Annotated in this window: 14 protein-coding genes; 11 read left to right on the plus strand and 3 right to left on the minus strand. The window is 70.2% G+C overall.

Annotated features, from left to right (window positions below):
* Positions 1-458: 458 nt before the first annotated feature.
* The gene (locus PUT80_RS36775) at positions 459-1,517 is read right to left on the minus strand and encodes a nitronate monooxygenase (RefSeq protein ID WP_275294869.1); all 1,059 of its coding nucleotides are present in this window, start codon (positions 1,515-1,517) and stop codon (positions 459-461) included.
* A 16-nt stretch (positions 1,518-1,533) separates the two neighbouring features.
* The gene (locus PUT80_RS36780) at positions 1,534-2,292 is read right to left on the minus strand and encodes an enoyl-CoA hydratase family protein (RefSeq protein ID WP_275294870.1); all 759 of its coding nucleotides are present in this window, start codon (positions 2,290-2,292) and stop codon (positions 1,534-1,536) included.
* 93 nt (positions 2,293-2,385) lie between these two features.
* Here PUT80_RS36780 and PUT80_RS36785 point away from each other — a divergent pair, with 93 nt between their 5' ends.
* From PUT80_RS36785 to PUT80_RS36795, 3 genes are read left to right on the plus strand one after another with little or no spacing between them, the layout of a single operon-like run.
* Complete coding sequence (locus PUT80_RS36785; protein ID WP_037812227.1) at positions 2,386-3,294, plus strand: SDR family oxidoreductase; 909 nt, start codon at positions 2,386-2,388, stop codon at positions 3,292-3,294.
* Entirely contained in the window at positions 3,291-4,076 is a 786-nt protein-coding gene (locus PUT80_RS36790; protein WP_275294871.1) for a MaoC/PaaZ C-terminal domain-containing protein, read from the plus strand. The genes PUT80_RS36785 and PUT80_RS36790 overlap by 4 nt, the downstream gene beginning before the upstream one ends.
* A 10-nt stretch (positions 4,077-4,086) precedes the next feature.
* Positions 4,087-4,989: an NAD(P)-dependent oxidoreductase gene (locus PUT80_RS36795; protein ID WP_275294872.1), complete on the plus strand. Its 903-nt coding sequence runs from the start codon at positions 4,087-4,089 to the stop codon at positions 4,987-4,989.
* 40 nt (positions 4,990-5,029) lie between these two features.
* Here the strand turns inward: PUT80_RS36795 and PUT80_RS36800 are convergent, their stop codons facing one another.
* Positions 5,030-5,956, minus strand: a complete 927-nt coding sequence (locus PUT80_RS36800) for a 3-oxoacyl-ACP reductase (protein WP_275294873.1) — start codon at positions 5,954-5,956, stop codon at positions 5,030-5,032.
* A 791-nt stretch (positions 5,957-6,747) separates the two neighbouring features.
* On the opposite strand from PUT80_RS36800, the gene PUT80_RS36805 reads away from it, so the two are divergent.
* Genes PUT80_RS36805 through PUT80_RS36840 form a run of 8 tightly spaced genes read left to right on the plus strand, consistent with a single transcriptional unit; the run spans position 6,748 to position 16,743 of the window.
* Entirely contained in the window at positions 6,748-7,884 is a 1,137-nt protein-coding gene (locus PUT80_RS36805) for a steroid 3-ketoacyl-CoA thiolase (protein ID WP_275294874.1), read from the plus strand.
* Positions 7,885-7,887: 3 nt separating this feature from the next.
* A complete protein-coding gene (locus PUT80_RS36810; RefSeq protein ID WP_275294875.1) occupies positions 7,888-9,972 on the plus strand; it encodes an acyl-CoA dehydrogenase in 2,085 nt (694 codons plus the stop codon).
* A gap of 22 nt (positions 9,973-9,994) precedes the next feature.
* Positions 9,995-11,194, plus strand: a complete 1,200-nt coding sequence (locus PUT80_RS36815) for an acyl-CoA dehydrogenase family protein (protein ID WP_275294876.1) — start codon at positions 9,995-9,997, stop codon at positions 11,192-11,194.
* 1 nt (position 11,195) lies between these two features.
* Complete coding sequence (locus tag PUT80_RS36820; RefSeq protein WP_275294877.1) at positions 11,196-12,299, plus strand: acyl-CoA dehydrogenase family protein; 1,104 nt, start codon at positions 11,196-11,198, stop codon at positions 12,297-12,299.
* A gap of 9 nt (positions 12,300-12,308) precedes the next feature.
* A complete protein-coding gene (locus tag PUT80_RS36825) occupies positions 12,309-13,163 on the plus strand; it encodes a MaoC family dehydratase (protein ID WP_275294878.1) in 855 nt (284 codons plus the stop codon).
* Complete coding sequence (locus tag PUT80_RS36830; RefSeq protein ID WP_275294879.1) at positions 13,163-14,284, plus strand: steroid 3-ketoacyl-CoA thiolase; 1,122 nt, start codon at positions 13,163-13,165, stop codon at positions 14,282-14,284. The genes PUT80_RS36825 and PUT80_RS36830 overlap by 1 nt, the downstream gene beginning before the upstream one ends.
* A gap of 1 nt (position 14,285) precedes the next feature.
* A complete protein-coding gene (locus tag PUT80_RS36835) occupies positions 14,286-15,107 on the plus strand; it encodes a glucose 1-dehydrogenase (RefSeq protein WP_275294880.1) in 822 nt (273 codons plus the stop codon).
* Positions 15,108-15,126: 19 nt separating this feature from the next.
* Positions 15,127-16,743: a class I adenylate-forming enzyme family protein gene (locus PUT80_RS36840; protein ID WP_275294881.1), complete on the plus strand. Its 1,617-nt coding sequence runs from the start codon at positions 15,127-15,129 to the stop codon at positions 16,741-16,743.
* Positions 16,744-16,960: the final 217 nt, after the last annotated feature.

The raw sequence follows: 16,960 nt of genomic DNA on the forward strand, positions 1-16,960 counted from the left end.
GTTCGGGGGTGCTTGTCAAGGCGGGAAAGATGCCTTGACAAGCACCCCCGAACCGCAGGGGAGCTTCGTATCGGGGTTGGGGGAGGGCTGGGTGCCTCGCTCGTTGGGTGCATCGGCTGCGGTAGAGGGCTGGGTGCCTCGATAGCGGGTGCATCGGCTGCGAGTGGGGTTGGGTGCCTCGATCGAGGGTGCGCTGGTTCCGGTTTGGGCGGTGGGGGTAGCGCCCCAATGTGGCATTGGGTGCGTCAGATGCACCCAATGTGGCGTTCGGTGCGTGGGACGCACCCAATGCCACATTGGGGGCGGCATCCCCGCCGGCGGGCGGGCCGGGCGAGCGGGCGTGAAGGGCTCCTTGAGGGAATCTAGGTCCGTGAAGGGGCCCCTCACGTACTTCGGCTGGTCGTGAGGGGAACCCTGAAGGAATCAGCGTACGTGAGGGCGGCCCTCACGTACCTTGTTCAGTTCAGCAGGGCGGCTGTTGCGGTTAGGCGTTCCTGTGCGGTGTCGACGATTCGAGTCACCAGTTCCGCGCAGCTCGGCAGATCCTCGATCACTCCGACCACCTGCCCGGCCGCCAGCATCCCGGCCTTGGTATCGCCTTCCACCAGGCCGGCTTTGAGCAGCATGGGGGTGTTGGCGGCCAGCATCGTCTGCGTCCACGAACGGTCGCTGCCGCGTTTCATGCGCAGGCCGTCGTTGATCAGAGAGGGCCAGGATTGTCCGCTCAGGCGTTTGAAATCCATGGTACGGCGCAGAGTTCGCGCCATGCGTTGCACGAAGCCTTCCTTCGTGAGGCCTTCGATGAACGGGGTGCGCAACAGGCGGTGCGGCATGCCGTCGGCCTTGGTGGTGACGACGGTGCCGTCCAGGCCGAAGCCCAGGTAGGTGCGTTTGATCTCGTCCGGCACTGCGCTGTCGCTGGTGAGCAGGAAGCGCGTGCCCATGCCGATTCCTGCTGCGCCATAGGACAAAGCGGCGGCGAGTCCGCGGCCGTCGAAGAAGCCTCCGGCGGCGACTACTGGGATATCAACTGCGTCCAGTACGGATGGCAGCAGCAGGGTGGTGGCCGTAGGACCGGTGTGGCCGCCGCCTTCGCCGCCTTGCATCATCACCAGGTCGGCGCCCCACGAGGCGACCTTTTCGGCATGCCGGGCGGCGCCGACGGTGGGCATGACGACCAGGCCGTGGTCCTTCAGCCGGGCGATCAGGTCTTTTTTGGGCGCCAGGGCGAAAGATGCCACCTTGACGCCGTGCTGTATCAGCAACTCGGCGCGTTCGGCGGCGTCGCCCGCGTCGGCGCGGAGGTTGACACCGAAGGGCTTGTCCGTGCGTTGCTTGACTTCCTTGATGGCGTGGTCGAGCTCGTCGTAGGTCATCGTCGCGGAGGCGAGGATGCCCAGTGCGCCGGCGTTGGCTGTCGCGGAGACCAGGCGCGGGCCGGCTACCCAGCCCATGCCGGTTTGCACGATCGGGTGGGTCACGCCGGTGAGCTCGGTGAGCGGGGTGCGGAGAGGCACGGGTCTCCTCGAGAGGTCAGTCGTTCATCGGGCGGCCGGTGGCGACGAAAGCGTCGCGGTGTTCGTCGGCGGCTCCGATGAGGTTGAGTTCGAAGGTGTAGCCCTGTTCGTAACGGTAGCTGCGGTTGACGTCGATCGGGTCGATGCCGTTCAGCGCGGCTTTCGCGGCCCGGATGACGCGTGGGTCCTTCGCGGCTACCTCGCCGGCCAGCGCGAGCGCGGCGTCGTGCAGGTCGGCGGCGGGCACAGTTTCCAATACCGAGCCGTGCTGGACCAGGTCTTTCGCCGCGATGGTGCGGCTGGTGAAGTACAGCGTGCGCATCAGGTGCTGGGGGACCAGGCGGGCGAGGTGCGTCGCCGCGCCCAGTGCGCCTCGGTCGACCTCGGGGACGCCGAAGTACGCGTCGTCGGCGGCGATGATCGTGTCGCAGTTGCCGACCAGTCCGACGCCGCCGCCGAGGCAGAAGCCGTTCACCGCGGCGATCACCGGGACGGCGCATTCGTAGATCGCCTTGAATGCCAGGTAACAGCCGCGGTTCGCGCCGACGAGGGCGTCGAAACCGGTGGTGCGCTGCATTTCCTTGATGTCGACGCCCGCGTTGAAGCCGCGTCCCTCGGCCCTGAGCAGGACGACGTGCACCGCCGGGTCCTCGCCCGCCTCCCGGACCGTTTCGGCGAGGCGGAACCATCCGGCGACCGGCAGGGCGTTCACCGGCGGGTAGTCCATGGTGACCACGAAGGTGCCGTTGTTGTGGAGCTGCGTGGAAATCGTCACGTGCGTTCCTAACCTAGCGATTGCTTGGTAGCCTAACACTTGCTTGGTTTACGGGGAACCGCCTCGCCTGCCGGCCGACGAAACGGAGATGATGTGAGCGGGATGTTGCAAGGCCGGGTCGCGATCGTGACCGGGGCGGGCCGCGGGCTCGGGCGCGAGCACGCGCTGGAGCTCGCCCGCCAGGGTGCGAGCGTCGTGGTCAACGACCTCGGCACGTCGGGCGCGGGCGAAGGCGCGTCCGACGGTCCGGCCGGCGAAGTGGTCGAGGCGATCCGCGCGCTGGGCGGCGAAGCGGTGGCCAACGGTGCTGACGTCGCGAACTTCGCGGCGACGGAGGCGTTGGTGCAACAGGCGGTCGACGCGTTCGGCGGGCTGGACATCGTGGTGAACAACGCGGGCTTCGTGCGCGACCGGATGATCGTGACCACCAGCGAGCAGGAGTGGGACGCGGTCGTCGCGGTGCATCTCAAGGGGCATTTCGCGTTGATGCACCACGCCGCGGGTTACTGGCGCGCGGAGGCGAAAGCCGGGCGTACGCGGGCGGCGCGGATCATCAACACCACCTCCGGCGCGGGTCTGCAGGGCAGCGTCGGCCAGGGCAGCTACAGCGCCGCCAAGGCCGGGATCGCCGCGTTGACGCTGGTCGGGGCGGCGGAACTCGGCCGGTACGGCATCACGGTGAATGCGCTGGCCCCGGCCGCGCGCACCCGGATGACCGAGGGTCCGTTCGCGGCGCAGATGGCCGCGCCGGACGACGGCTTCGACGCGATGCACCCGGGCAACGTGTCGCCGATCGTCGCGTGGCTCGCCAGCGAGGAGGCCGCGGACGTGACCGGGCGCGTGATCGAGGTCGAGGGCGGCCGGATCTGCGTGGAGAACGGCTGGAGCCACGGTCCGTCCCGCGAGTTGGACCGCCGCTGGACCGCGGACGAGGTCGGCCCGGCCGTGCGCGAGCTGCTGAAGGAAGCGCCCGCGCCCGAACCGGTTTACGGGGCGCAGTGAACAGCCCCGCAGAGTGGAAGGGCCGGGTCCTCGGCGAACGCACCATCGCCTACACCGACCGTGACCCGATCCTCTACGCGCTCGCCATCGGCGCCCGGCCGGACGAACTCGACTTGGTGTTCGAGGACCGGTTGCGGGTGCTGCCGCCGTTCGCGCTGACGCTGGCCCAATGGGCCCCGGACGTCCTCGGCTCGGCCGGCGCGTTCGAGGTCGGCAACGCGGTGCACGGTTCGCAACGGCTCCAGGTCTTGAAGCCATTGCCGCCTGCGGGCGAGATTTCCCTGCGGGCGCGGGTTCCGGAGGTGTGGGACAAAGGCAGCGCGGCGGTCTATGAAGTGGCCGTCGAATCGGACTACTTCGTCGCCACATGGTCGTTGTTCTGCCCCGGCATCGGCGGGTTCGGCGGCGAACGCGGACCCGGTCGCCCGCCCGCTTTGGACAGTCCGGATTGGACTGCTCCATTGTCCACTGCGGACAACCAAGCTTTGCTCTACCGCTTGCTCGGGGACCGGCACCACATCCACGTCGACCCCGCGGCAGCGGCCGGAATCGGCCAGCCGCGCCCGATCCTGCACGGCTTGGCGACCCTCGGTGCGGGCGCACTGGTCGCCGCCCGGCAGGTCGGCGCGCATCCGGCGGACCTGACGTTACTGGAAGGCCGGTTCGCCGCGCCGGTGTTCCCCGGCGAGGAATTGCAGGTCGAAGGCTGGTCCGACGGCGGGCTTCGGATCACGTCGGAACGCGGTCCGGTGGTCGACGGCGGCCGGGTCCACTTCGGATAGAGGAATGCGCATGAAGGTCTTGGTCATCGGCGGCACCGGCATGATCGGCTCGAACACCGCCGCGCACTTGAGCGGTGCCGGGCATGCCGTCACGGTCGCCGGACGCCACGAACCCGACGCCGATTCGCTGGTGGCGGGCCTGCCGGTACTGCTCGGCGACTACGCCCACGACGGTTTCGACGAGGCCGCGCTGGCCCCGTTCGACGCTGTCGTTTTCGCGGCCGGACAAGACATCCGGCACGTCACCGGCTGGGGCGACGAGGAGTTCTGGCGGACGTACCAAATCGACGGCGTCACCGCGATCGCGGCGCGCGCGAAGCGGGCCGGCGTCGGACGTTTCGTCCAGATCGGCAGCTACTACCACCAGGTCCGGCCGGATCTCGCGGAAACGAACCCGTACGTCGACGCGCGCCGCCTCGCCGACGAAGGAGCGCGCGCCCTGGCCGGGGACGGGTTCGCGGTGTGCACGCTGAACCCGCCGTCGATCGTCGGCATGGCGCCCGGCCGGTCGACGCGGCAGTTCGCGAAAATGCTGGCCTGGGCCGACGGCGAGCTGGCCGGGAAGGTGCCGGACTTCGCGCCGGTCGGCGGGACGAACTACCTGTCCGTGCGGAGCCTGGCCGAAGCGGTCGAGGGTGCGCTGCTGCGCGGGGAATCCGGTGCGGCGTACCTGGTGGGCGACGAAAACCTCAGCTTCCGGGACTATTTCCAGCTGATCTTCGACGTCTCCGGTTCGGGGCGGACCCTGGAAGAACGCGACGAGGAGCACCCGTTCCTGCCCGACCGGGTCCTGGTGCCCGGCCGCGGCGCGACGATCGCGTACGAACCGGACGCCCGCGAGACGGAACTGCTCGGCTACCGCCGCCGGGACGTCCGGCCGATGCTGGAGGAGATGACCGCGGCCGTGCGGTGACGTCGTGAGTGGCATTGCCGGTTCTAACCGGCAATGCCACTCACGAGGGGCTGGTCGTCTCCGTGTCGTCGAGCCCCGCGATGTCGCTGGCCGCAAACGTTTTCCCCGGGTCGCGCTCCGCGAAGTACGGCGTGATCGTCCGCTCCAGTTCCGCCGGATCGAACGCCCCCTGCCCGGACACGAACCGCTGCTCGACGGTCGGCGGGGCGAGCAGCGCGACCATGTCCCCGTACACGACGAACACCTGCCCGTTCACCGCGTCCGCCGCCGGGGCCGCGAGGTACGCGACGAACGCCGCGACCCGCTCCGGCGCGAGGATGTCCAACCCGCCCGCACTGCGCCCGGCGGAGAAGATCCCGTCGGTCATCTCCGTCCGGGCGCGCGGGCAGATCGCATTCGCGCGGACGCCGTAGCGGCTCAACCCGCGCGCACAGGACAAGGTCAGCGCCGCGATCCCAGCCTTGGCCGCCGCGTAGTTCGGCTGCCCCGCGCCGCCGAGGAGGAAGGCCTCCGACGCCGTGTTGATCAGCCGTCCGTAGGTGGGCTCGCCGGTGGTCTTGCTGACCTGCCGCCAATGACGCGCCGCCGCGCGCGAGAGAGCCGCGTGCCCCTTGAGGTGGACGCGGATGACGTCGTCCCAGTCCTTTTCACTGAGGTTGAAGAGCATCGCGTCGCGAGTGATGCCTGCGTTGTTGACGACGATGTCGAGCGACCCGAAGTGCTCGGTCGCCGCGGTGACGAGGTCCTCGGCGTACTGCCAGCCGCCAATGTCGCCCCGGACGGCCAACGCCCGCCCGCCACGCGCCTCGATCTCGGCGACGACCTCGTCCCCGGCCGCGCTCACATCGTTGACGACGACGTTCGCTCCCTGCGCGGCGAGCGCGAGCGCTTCGGCCCGGCCGAGCCCCGCTCCAGCCCCGGTGACGATGGCGGTGCGGCCGGACAGGGCGGTGCTGGGGTGGGACACGGGGCCTCCAATGCGGGGAAGGGATGCCGTCATGGTGCCGAGGGGCGGGGATTCGGCGGGTGGCTGCTCCCGGTGAGTGGCATCGGCGACGGGCAGTGGCGGGGTGGGGATGCCGACGTGGTGCCGCGGGCTCGGGGCGGGCGACTGCTCGCGGTGAGTGGCATCGAGGTGCGGGGCGGGCAGGGCGTGTCGTCGGCTGCGGGGAAGGGATGTCGTCAGGTGCCGGTGGCGGGCTCGCGGCGGGCGGCATCGGCGGCGCGAGTGGGGGAAGAGCGGCGTGGACTGGGCGGATCGTCGGCAGGGGCGCCGTCAGGTGCCGATGGCGGGGACTCGGCGGGTGTTTCTCTCGGTGGGGCAGGGTCGCGCGGGCAGGACGGATCGTTGGCTGCGGGGGAGGGTTGCCGTCATGGTCCGCGGCGGGCGGGCGGGCGGCTGCTCGCGGTGAGTCGCATCGGCGACGGGCAGTGACGGAATGGGGATGCCGACGTGGTGCCGTGGGCGCGGGCTCGGCAGGTGATCGCTCCCGGTGAGTGGCATCGGCGGAGCGAGGGAGGGGAGCCGCAGCGCAGGCTGGGCAGATCGTGTCCGCTGGCGAGTGGAGTGGCGCGATCGGGTCGGGCCTGCCCAGAAGCAGGCACCGTGTCTGCTCATGCGGCGGAGCACCCTGCTGGGCCACTCCCGCTCACCAGTACCTGAGCTTGTCCCGCTCACGGCTCCAGAGCTAACCTCCAACCAAACGCTTGCTCGATTCCCGGGACCGGTCCCGCCTTCCGCGACAAGGAGATCCGGGCTTGAAAGACACCACGCCAGTCCTCGTCGACGCGGTGCGCACGCCGTTCGGCAAGCGCGACGGCTGGGTTTCCGCCCTGCACGCCGTCCAGTTGCTCAGCCGGGTCCAGTGCGGCGTCCTCGACCGCGCGGGGCTCGAGCCGGGTGCGGTCGACCAGGTGATCGGCGGTTGTGTCACGCCGCTGGGCGAGCAGTACGGCCACGTCGTCCGCACTGCCTGGCTGTACGGCGGGCTCCCGGCCGCGACCGGGGCCACCACGATCGACGCCCAGTGCAGCACCTCGATGCAGGCGTCCTTCCTGCTCACCGGCCAGATCGCGAACGGAACGGCCGACGCGGGCGTCGCGTGCGGCGTCGAGTTGATGTCCCGCGTGCCGCTCACCCCGAAGCAGGGGTCCGGCGCGGGCACGCCGCGGCCCGCCGACTGGTCCCTGGAAACTCCCGACCAGTACACCGCCGCGGACCGCATCGCTCGGAAGCGCGGGCTGACCCGGGTGGACCTCGACGCGTTCGGCCTCCGCTCCCAGCACAATGCGCGAAAGGCTTGGGACGCCGGGCTTTTCGACCGGCAAGTCCTCCCGCTGGAAATGCCGGACGGTCAGCCGATCACGCGCGACCAGGGCCTCCGCGAAACCTCAGCGGAAGCGCTCGCCGGGCTCCGCGCCACCGTCCCCGACGGGCTGCACACCGCGGGCACCTCGTCCCAGGTCTCCGACGGCGCGAGTGCCGCGCTGTTCCTGTCCCGCAGCCGCGCCGAGGAACTGGGGCTTCGCCCGCGGGCGCGGCTTCTCGCGCAGTGCGTCATCGGCGGCGACCTCGAATACCTCCTCGACGGGCCGGTCGCCGCCGCGCAGAAGCTTCTCGACCGCACCGGTCTCACGATCGGCGACATCGATCTTTTCGAGGTCAACGAAGCGTTCGCGGCCGTCCCGCTGTCGTTCGCGCAGGTGCACGGCGTCCCGGAGGACAAGCTCAACGTGCTCGGCGGCGCGATCGCGCTCGGCCATCCGGCGGGAGCGACCGGCATCCGCCTGCTCGCGACGGCCGTCGAGGAACTCGAACGCCGCGACGCCAGTCTCGCGATGATCGCGATCTGCGCCGCGGCCGCCACCAGCTGCGTGCTCGTCGAACGGATCTGACCTATGCCCATCGCCCTCTCCGAGGAACACCGCGACCTGGCCGCGTCCGCCGCCGGATGGGCCACCCGGCACGCGCCGATCGCCGAGACGCGCGCCGAACCCGGGCGGCCCGAACTCTGGAAAGCCCTGACCGGACAAGGCTGGCACTCGCTGCACCTGCCGGAATCCGTTGGCGGCCAAGGCGGCGGGCTGCTCGAACTCGCCGTGGTCGCCGAGCAGTTCGGCCGGCACCTGGTGCCCGGGCCGTTCCTGCCGACCGTCATGGCCAGCGCCGTCCTCGCCGCTGCCGAACGGACGGAAGCGCTGGCCGCGTTCGCCGCTGGTGCGACCGGGGCTGTCGTACTAGAAGGCCTCACTGCGACCAGCACCGCCGACGGTTGGCAGGTCAACGGCACGAGTTGTCCGACGCTCGGGCTCGCGGACGCGGAGCTCGCGGTCGTCCGCGCACAAGAGATCTGGTTCGTGCTGCGACCAGAGCCCGGCCAGCTGATCCCAGTCGAGGCCGTTGATCTGACCAGATCCGCGGCTCGGCTCAAGCTGGAGAACTTCCTGGTATCTCAGGACAACGTCGTTGAGATCGACCCGGGACGGGCGGAGCTGGCCCTCGCGGTCCCCGCGGCGGCGGAGGCAGCCGGACTGTGCGGCTGGACCTTGGACTGCGCCGTCGACCACGTCCGCACCCGCGTCCAGTTCGGTCGTCCGATCGGCTCGTTCCAAGCGGTCCAGCATCAAGCGGCGGGCATCCTCCTGCACCGCGAGATCGCCACTGCCGCCGCTTGGGACGCGGCTCGCGCCGAGCAGCATTCCGTTGCGCAGCAAGCACTTGCCGCCGCGCAGGCTAGGCACGCCGCGCTCCCAGCCGCAGTGGACGCGTCCGTCAGCTGCGTACGCCTGCTCGGCGCGATCGGCTTCACCTGGGAACACGACGCGCACCTGTACTGGCGACGCGCCGTCGCGCTGTCGGGCTCCCTCGGCCGATCAGCCGCCCGCACCCTCGGCGAACGCGCCCGGACCACGACCCGCGACCTGACCCTCGCCAGCCCCGACGACTGCCTCGAACTGCGCCGCCAAATCGCGTCCGTTCTCGACCAGACCGAGCCGTCCGCCCAGGCGCTCGCCGACGCCGGTCTCGCCGCCCCGCACTACCCGAAACCGTACGGCCTGGACGCCGGACCGCTCGAACAAGCCGTCATCGCCGAGGAGTTCGAGCGCCGCGGCATTCCGCAGCCCACCACGGTGATCGGCGAATGGGTGCTGCCGACTCTGCTCGTCCACGGCTCCGCGGAACAGCGCGAGCGGTTCGTCATGCCGACGCTGCGCGGGGAAATCCGCTGGTGTCAGCTGTTCAGCGAACCCGGCGCGGGTTCCGACCTCGCCTCGCTCACGACCCGGGCGGCCAAAGTGGACGGTGGCTGGCGGATCTCCGGGCAGAAGGTCTGGACGTCGCTCGCCCACGAAGCGCACTGGGGCGTCTGCCTCGCCCAGACCGACCCGGACGCGCCGCGGCACCGAGGGATTTCCTACTTCCTCGTCGATCTGGCCGCGGAAGGCGTCACCGTCCGCCCGATCAGACAGGCCACCGGACGCGCGGAGTTCAACGAGGTCTTCCTGGACGACGTGTTCGTCCCGGACCGCGACCTGGTCGGCGAACCGAACAGCGGCTGGCGGCTCGCGACGACCACGCTCGCCAACGAGCGACACAACATGGGCGCGACCCTCTCGCACGGTTCGTCCGACCGGATCCGCCAGCTGCTCCACGACCGTCGGGACGATCCCGACGTGCTGGCCGCGCTCGGCCGGTGCGCGTCGCGGGAACTCACGCTCGCGACGCTCGGCCTCCGCGGTGTGCTGGCCCGGCTCGCCGGAACGGACCTGGGCGCCGAGGTCAGCGTGCAGAAGGTGTTCAGCGCGCTCGCCCAGCAGGAAGGCTCGCGCGAGGTGATCGCCCTGCTCGGCCCCGGCTCGGCGAGTACGGAGGACGGGCACGTCCTCGACCACCTCGGCCTGCCCGCCGTGCTGTTCGGCGGCGGAACCGTGGAAATCCAGCTCAACGTCATCGCCCACCGCGTCCTCGGCTTGCCCCGCTGACCCGATCCTGAGGAGAAACCGCATGCATCCGGAGCTGTCGGAGCGCTCGCGAAGGCTCCGCGCCGAACTGCGCGAGTACTTCGCCCGCATCATCGACGAGGACGACCGCCGCGCGCTGGTCGAGCAGACCGAGGGCGGCCCGGTGTTCGACCGGATCCTGCGCCGGATGGGCGCGGACGGCTGGCTCGGCCTCGGCTGGCCCGAGGAATACGGCGGTCGCGGCGAGGACCCGGAAGCGCTCTTCGTGTTCTACGACGAGGTGTTGCGCGCTGGCGCCCCGCTGTCGCTGGTCACGCTCAACACGGTCGCGCCGGCGTTGATGCACCACGGCACCGAGGAACAGAAGAAGTTCTTCCTGCCGCCCATTCTGCGCGGCGAACTGATGTTCGCCATCGGCTACACCGAACCCGGTGCGGGCACCGACCTCGCGTCTCTGCAGACGCGGGCCAAGATCGACGGCGACCAGCTCGTGATCAACGGTAGCAAAATCTTCACCAGCGCCGGGATCTTCGCCGACTGGATCTGGCTGGCGGTGCGGACCGACCCGGACGCCCCGCCGCATCGCGGTATCTCGGTGGTGCTCGTGCCGACCGACACTCCGGGATTCTCCGCTACTGAAATCCACACGGTGGGCGGGATCAGCACGTCGGCAACGTACTATGAGGACGTCCGAGTTCCACTGTCCAATGTGGTCGGCGAGCTGAACAACGGCTGGCGGCTCATCACCAGCCAGCTCAACCACGAACGCGTCGCCCTCGCCGCGCGCGGCGGCATCGCGAACCAGATGTATGACGCGGTCCTCAAGTGGGCACGGGAGGAACCGTTCGGCCCGGGCACGGTGTACGACCTGCCGTGGGTCCGGCACACCCTCGCCGAGGTGTATGCGCTGCTCAGCGCCACGGATCTGATCAACCTGCGCTTGGTCGCGGACGTCGCCGCGGGCACCCTCGGCGGCGGGGATTCCGCTGCCGCCAAGGTGTTCGGCACCGAAGCGGTGGTGACCGCGTACAGCAGGCTTCAGGAAGTGCTCGGCGCTCGCGGCCTGCTGCGCCCCGATTCGCCCGGTGCGGCGGTGAACGGACGCGTCGAGACGCTTGCCCGCCGGGCGCAGAACAACACCTTCGGCGGCGGCACGAACGAGGTGCTGCGCGAGATCGTCGCCGCGAAAACCCTCGGCATGACGCTGTCCGCGCGCCGCCGTCCGGAAAAGGCCAGGAGCTGACATGGATTTCGACCTCAACGACGACCTGGGCGCGGTCCGTGAACTGGCCGCGAAGATCTTCGCCGACCGTGCGACCGTCGAGCGGGTAGCAGCCGTCGAAAAGCAGGGCGGGTTCGACGCCGACCTCTGGCGGGTACTCGCGGAGGCGGACCTCCTCGGGATCTGCCTGTCCGAAAGGGACGGCGGGGCTGGGCTGGGGATGTCCGGATTGGCGGTGCTGCTCGAGGAAGCGGGGCGGCACGTCGCGCCGGTTCCATTGTGGAATGTCATCGCGGGCGGACTGCTGCCAGTCGCGCAGTTCGGCTCCGACGACCAACGGAACCGGATCCTGCCGCGCGTGCTGGACGGTTCGACGCTGCTGGTCGGCGCGTTCGACGACACGGTTTCGGTGACCGCGACCCGGCGTGGCGACGACCTTGAACTCACCGGCGAAGTCGTCTCGGTTCCCGCGGGCGCGCAGGCTGATTTGGTGCTGGTGCCAGTCAAGGAAGCCGACCTAGTCCACTTAGTACTCGTGCCGACAGCCGACCTCAGCGTGACACCAGTCGAAGTCACCAGCCGCGAAAGCCACGCCTCAATCGCGTTCAACGGAACAGTGGTCACCCCGCAAGAGATCCTGGCTACCGGCGACGACGCTCTGCAATGGACACTCCGGAGGCTCCGGGTCGCACTGGCCGCGGTCAGCGTCGGCGTGTGTGCCGAAGCATTGGCGACCACCGCGAAATACACCTCGGAGCGAGTCCAATTCGGACGTCCACTGTCGACAAATCAAGCTGTCGCAGTCCGGGCCGCGGACGCCTACCTCGACACCGAGGCGATCCGCGTCTGTACGCAACGCGCCGCCTGGCTGCTTGACGAGGGCCGCGAGGAGGAAGCGGAGATCGCCGCGGTGGTAGCCAAATGGTGGGCCTCACGCGGCGGCCTGCGGGTCGTGCACGCGACCCAGCACCTGCACGGCGGCATCGGCGCGGACGTCGACTATCCGATCCATCGCTACTTCCTCTGGGGCCGTCAGGTCGCCTTCACTCTCGGCACCGCCGACGCACTCGCCGCCGAACTCGGGGACCGGTTGCCGTCCGCACCCCCGATCGGCGCCCCGGCCTAGGAGGATCCCGTGCCCATCGACGTCGACAAAGCGCTCAACGCGCCGCCGCGCACCCAGCAGATCGCCTGGACCACCCGCGACGTGCTGCTGTACCACCTTTCCCTCGGCTCCGGCACCGACCTCCGGTACAGCTATGAACGGGACCTGGAAGTCCTCCCGACCTTCGCGCTCGTTGCCGGACAAGGGATTTCCGCCGGAGACCGTCCCGCAGAAGGGTTGACGCTGCCCGGCGTGGACGTCGAGCTGACCCGCCTGCTGCACGCCGGACAAGTCGTCACGCTCCACCGGGACCGGCTGCCGTCGTCCGGCTCGGCGGAACGAACCACGCGGATCGCGGAAGTCCAGGACAAGGGCAAGGCCGCGGTCATCGTGCTCGCCCACGAGGTCGCGGACGCCGACGGTCCACTGTGGACCTCGAAAATGTCGGTCTGGGCACGCGGCGAGGGAGGTTTCGGTGGCGACCCAGGCGTCGCAGCCGGACCGAAGCCGCCGGAAGGCGATCCGACGCACGTGTTCGACGTCGCGACCACTCCGGACCAAGCGCTGCTGTACCGGCTGAACGGAGACCGAAATCCGCTCCACGCAGACCCGGAGGTCGCGGCGAAAGCAGGCTTCGCCGCGCCGATCCTGCACGGGCTCGCGTCCTACGGCCTGGTCGCCAAAGCCGTCGTGGACCACTTCCTCGACGGCCATCCCGCACGCCTCCGCGAGCTGGGCGCGCGCTTCGCCGGCCCGGTAATCCCCGGCGAGACATTAAGGATTTCCGTGTGGCAGCAGGAAAATGAGCTGAGCCTGAAAGTGACCTGCGGCGACGCGGCGGTCTTCACTGACGCCTGGGCCCGCACGACTCCAGGAGGTGCCTGATGGGTACGCCGGTCATTGTGGACGCGATCCGCACCCCGTTCGGCAAGCGGCGCGGTGCGCTGTCCGGCATCCACGCGGTCGAACTGCTCGGCCACGTGCAGCGCGGGATCCTCGACCGCACCGGTATCGACCCGGCGCTGGTCACCGATGTCGTCGCGGGATGCGTCACGCAGGCGGGGGAGCAGTCGAACAACGTCGGCCGGTTCGCCTGGCTGCACGCCGGGCTCCCGGAGGAGACCGCGACGACCACCATCGACGCGCAATGCGGGTCCGCGCAGCAGGCCGTGCACCTGATCGCCGCGCAGATCGCGGCTGGGCAGGTGGACGCCGGGATGGCGTGCGGGGTCGAGTCGATGAGCCGGGTGCCGCTGCTGAGCAACCTCGGCGACGCGGGCCGTCCGCGCCCGGAGTCCTGGAAGGTCGACCTGCCCGCGCAGTACGAGGCGGCCGACCGGATCGCCGCGCGGCGCGGGCTCACCCGCTCGGACCTGGACGCGTTCGGCCTCCGCTCGCAGCACCGCGCCCGCCGTGCCTGGGACGAGGGCCGGTTCGGCCGTTCGATCCTGCCGGTCCCGCTCGACGGCGGCCTGTTCGACCGCGACGAAGGCCTGCGCGACACCAGCACCGAAGCCCTCGCCGGACTCGCTCCGATCAAGGAAGACGGCCTGCACACCGCGGGCACCGCGTCGCAGATTTCCGACGGCGCGTCGGCCGCGTTGCTGGTCGACGCCGATCAGACCTTCGGCCTGCGTCCGCGCGCGAGGCTGGTCGCGCAGGCCATCGTCGGCGCGGAACCGAAGTACCTGCTGGACGGGCCGATCCGTGCGGCCGAGCGCGTTCTCGGCCGGGCTGGGATGACGATCGCCGACATCGATTTGTTCGAGGTCAACGAGGCGTTTGCGTCGGTGCCGCTGTCGTTCGCCCGCACGCTCGGCGTCGACGAGGACCGGCTCAACGTCAACGGCGGCGCCATCGCGATCGGCCACCCGGTCGGCGCGACCGGGATCCGGCTGCTCGCGGAGATCGTCGACGAACTGGAGCGCCGCGACCAGACGCTCGGCCTGGTGGCGATCTGCGCCGGCGGCGCCCAGGCGACCGCGGCGATCGTGGAACGACTCTGAGATGTATCCGCTGAGCGGGTTCGAGGGCAAGGTCGCGGTGGTGACCGGGGCGGGCCGGATGCGGTCCATCGGCCGGGCGATCGCGGTCGAGCTGGCGAAGGCCGGGTGCGCGGTCGCGGTGACCGGCAGCGGACGCCCGCGCGAGCAGTTCCCGCCGGAAGAACAGGCCGCGGGTTGGCGCGACATCGAGTCCGTGGCCGACGAGATCCGCGAGTCCGGCGGACGGGCCTTGCCGGTGGTGAGCGACGTCGCCGACCCGGCGAAGATCGACCGGCTGCTGGCGACCGTGCTCGAGTCGTTCGGCCGGGTGGACATCGTCGTCAACAACGCCGCGGCCGCGCGCGGACCGGATCGGCTGCCGGTGCTGGACCTCGACGTCGAGACCTGGGACCGGGTCATCGCGGTCAACCTGCGCGGGCCGTTCCTGATGACGCGCGCGTTCGGGCGGCGGATGGTCGACCAGGGCGACGGCGGGGTGTTCGTGAACATCTCCTCGATCGGCGGGAAGCTGTCCGGAGCGGGATCGGCGGCCTATTCCGCGTCGAAAGCGGCGCTGCAATCGTTGACTTCCTCGACGGCGAAAGAGCTGGGCCAGCACGGGATCCGGGTGAACGCGCTGTGCCCCGGCGTGGTCGGCACGAGCCGCTTGGACGACGTGGATCCGGCTTCGTGGGCCGAGTACGTTCGCGCGCAGGTGCCCTTGCGGCGGGTGGGCGAGCCGCTCGACATCGCGGCGGCCGCGGTGTTCCTGGCCAGCGCGGAGGCGGGCTGGGTGACCGGGCAGTGCTGGAACGTCGACGGCGGGCAGCTGACGATCCGATGATCACTACGGGAGGCGACCGATGACCGATCGGGACGACATCATCGCGCGGCTGACCGCGCCGGGCGCGGAGTTCGAGATCCGGCAGGAGCCGGTCGCGGGCCGTCCGGCGCGGGTGTTCGCGCGGCGGCACCGGTGCCTGACCGAACTGCTGGAGGCCTCGCGCGAGTTCGGCGATCGCGAGTATCTGGTCACTGTGGACAGTCGGCTCACCTTCGCCCAGCACTACGACCAGGTCGCGACGCTCGCCTCGGTGCTGCGGACCGAATACGGAGTCGGCCGCGGGGATCGGGTCGCGTTGTGCGCGGCGAACTGTCCGGAATGGATAGTCGGTTTCTGGGCGGCGGTGTCGCTCGGCGCGATCGCGGTCGGGATGAACTCGATGTGGGCCGCGCCGGAGATCGCGCACGGCCTCGACCTGACCACGCCGAAAGTCGTGCTGACCGACGCGTCCCGGACACCGCTGGTCGCGGATCGGTACCCGGTACTGGAATTCGGCAGCCCGGAATACCGGGAACTCCTCGGACGGCACGAAGGCGCGAAGCTGAAACCGGAGTCGGTCGACGAGGACGATCCCGCCGTCATCCTTTTCACGAGCGGCACTTCCGGCCACCCCAAGGGCGCGACCCACTCGCACCGCAACGTGCTCGCCGCGGTCTGGTTCCACCTGTTCAACGACGCGTTGGCGGCGGAATTCGGCCGACCGGCGCGGGACCGCCGATTCCTCCTGGCCACGCCGTTGTTCCACATCGCCGCCCTGCACAACCTCGCCGTCGTGCGGCTCGCGGTGGGCGACACCGCCGTGCTGTACCAGGGGAAATTCGACATCCACCGGGTGCTGGAGCTCGTGCAGGCCGAACGGATCACCAACTGGGGCGCGGTCCCGACTATGCTGTCGCGGCTGGTCGAAACCGATCTCTCCGGGTACGACCTCAGCACGCTCAAGACGGTCTCGGTCAGTAGCGCGCCGTCGACGGCCGAGCTCAAAGACCAACTCCGGGGTGCCTTGCCGGGCGCGGCCGCCTCGCTGAGCACGAACTACGGCCTGACCGAATCGTCCACAGCGGCCACCCTCGCGACCCCCGCCGAACTCCTCGCCGACCCGGACACCGCGGGAAGGCCGGTGCCGAACATGGAAGTGCAGATCCGCGACCCCGAAGGCCGCCCGGTCCCGGACGGTGTCGACGGCGAGATCCACCTCCGCGGCCCGCAGGTGATGCTCGGCTACTTCAACGACCCGGCCGCGACCGCCGCCGCGTTCACCGCCGACGGCTGGTTCCGGACCGGCGACCTCGGCCAGTTGCGCGACGGTGCGCTGTTCGTGCTGAGCAGGCGCAGCGACCTGATCCTGCGCGGGGCGGAGAACATCTACCCGGCGGAGGTGGAGGAACAGCTCGCCGGACATCCCGGGGTCGCGGAGTGCATCGTGGCCGGGCTGGCGGATCCGGATTACGGGCAGATCGTCGCGGCGAAGGTAGTGCTGCGCGCGGAGTCCGAAGTGGACGCGGACGGACTGCGCGGCTATCTCGCCGACCGGCTGGCCCGGTACAAAGTCCCGACGGCCTGGTTCCTGACCCGGGACCCGCTGCCGCGCAACGCGACGGGGAAGGTGGTGCGGCGACTGGTGCGGTGGGAGTGATCCTTGCGGCCCGAGCTTTCCGTGAGGGGAACCCTGCGGGAATCAGATTCCGTCAGGGTTCCCCTCACAGCCCTTCGCAGCACCTACGAAGGCCGCCCGCCGGGGAGAATCACCGCACCGCTGCGGAGAAGGCCGCCCGGGCCGCAGTCAGGCCTAGCGAGTGCCCGGCAAGAACCGCGATCACCGGAGCCGTCCGCCCACCGGGACTTTCCCTTGC

Source organism: Amycolatopsis sp. La24, assembly GCF_029087445.1.
GTDB lineage: Bacteria > Actinomycetota > Actinomycetes > Mycobacteriales > Pseudonocardiaceae > Amycolatopsis > Amycolatopsis nivea.

Excerpts from the sequence above, each read along its gene's own strand:
- PUT80_RS36795 (WP_275294872.1), top strand. The coding sequence starts at position 4,087 with ATGAAGGTCTTGGTCATCGGCGGCACCGGCATGATCGGCTCGAACACC.
- PUT80_RS36810 (WP_275294875.1), top strand. The coding sequence starts at position 7,888 with ATGCCCATCGCCCTCTCCGAGGAACACCGCGACCTGGCCGCGTCCGCC.
- PUT80_RS36815 (WP_275294876.1), top strand. The coding sequence starts at position 9,995 with ATGCATCCGGAGCTGTCGGAGCGCTCGCGAAGGCTCCGCGCCGAACTG.
- PUT80_RS36820 (WP_275294877.1), top strand. The coding sequence starts at position 11,196 with ATGGATTTCGACCTCAACGACGACCTGGGCGCGGTCCGTGAACTGGCC.
- PUT80_RS36830 (WP_275294879.1), top strand. The coding sequence starts at position 13,163 with ATGGGTACGCCGGTCATTGTGGACGCGATCCGCACCCCGTTCGGCAAG.
- PUT80_RS36835 (WP_275294880.1), top strand. The coding sequence starts at position 14,286 with ATGTATCCGCTGAGCGGGTTCGAGGGCAAGGTCGCGGTGGTGACCGGG.
- PUT80_RS36840 (WP_275294881.1), top strand. The coding sequence starts at position 15,127 with ATGACCGATCGGGACGACATCATCGCGCGGCTGACCGCGCCGGGCGCG.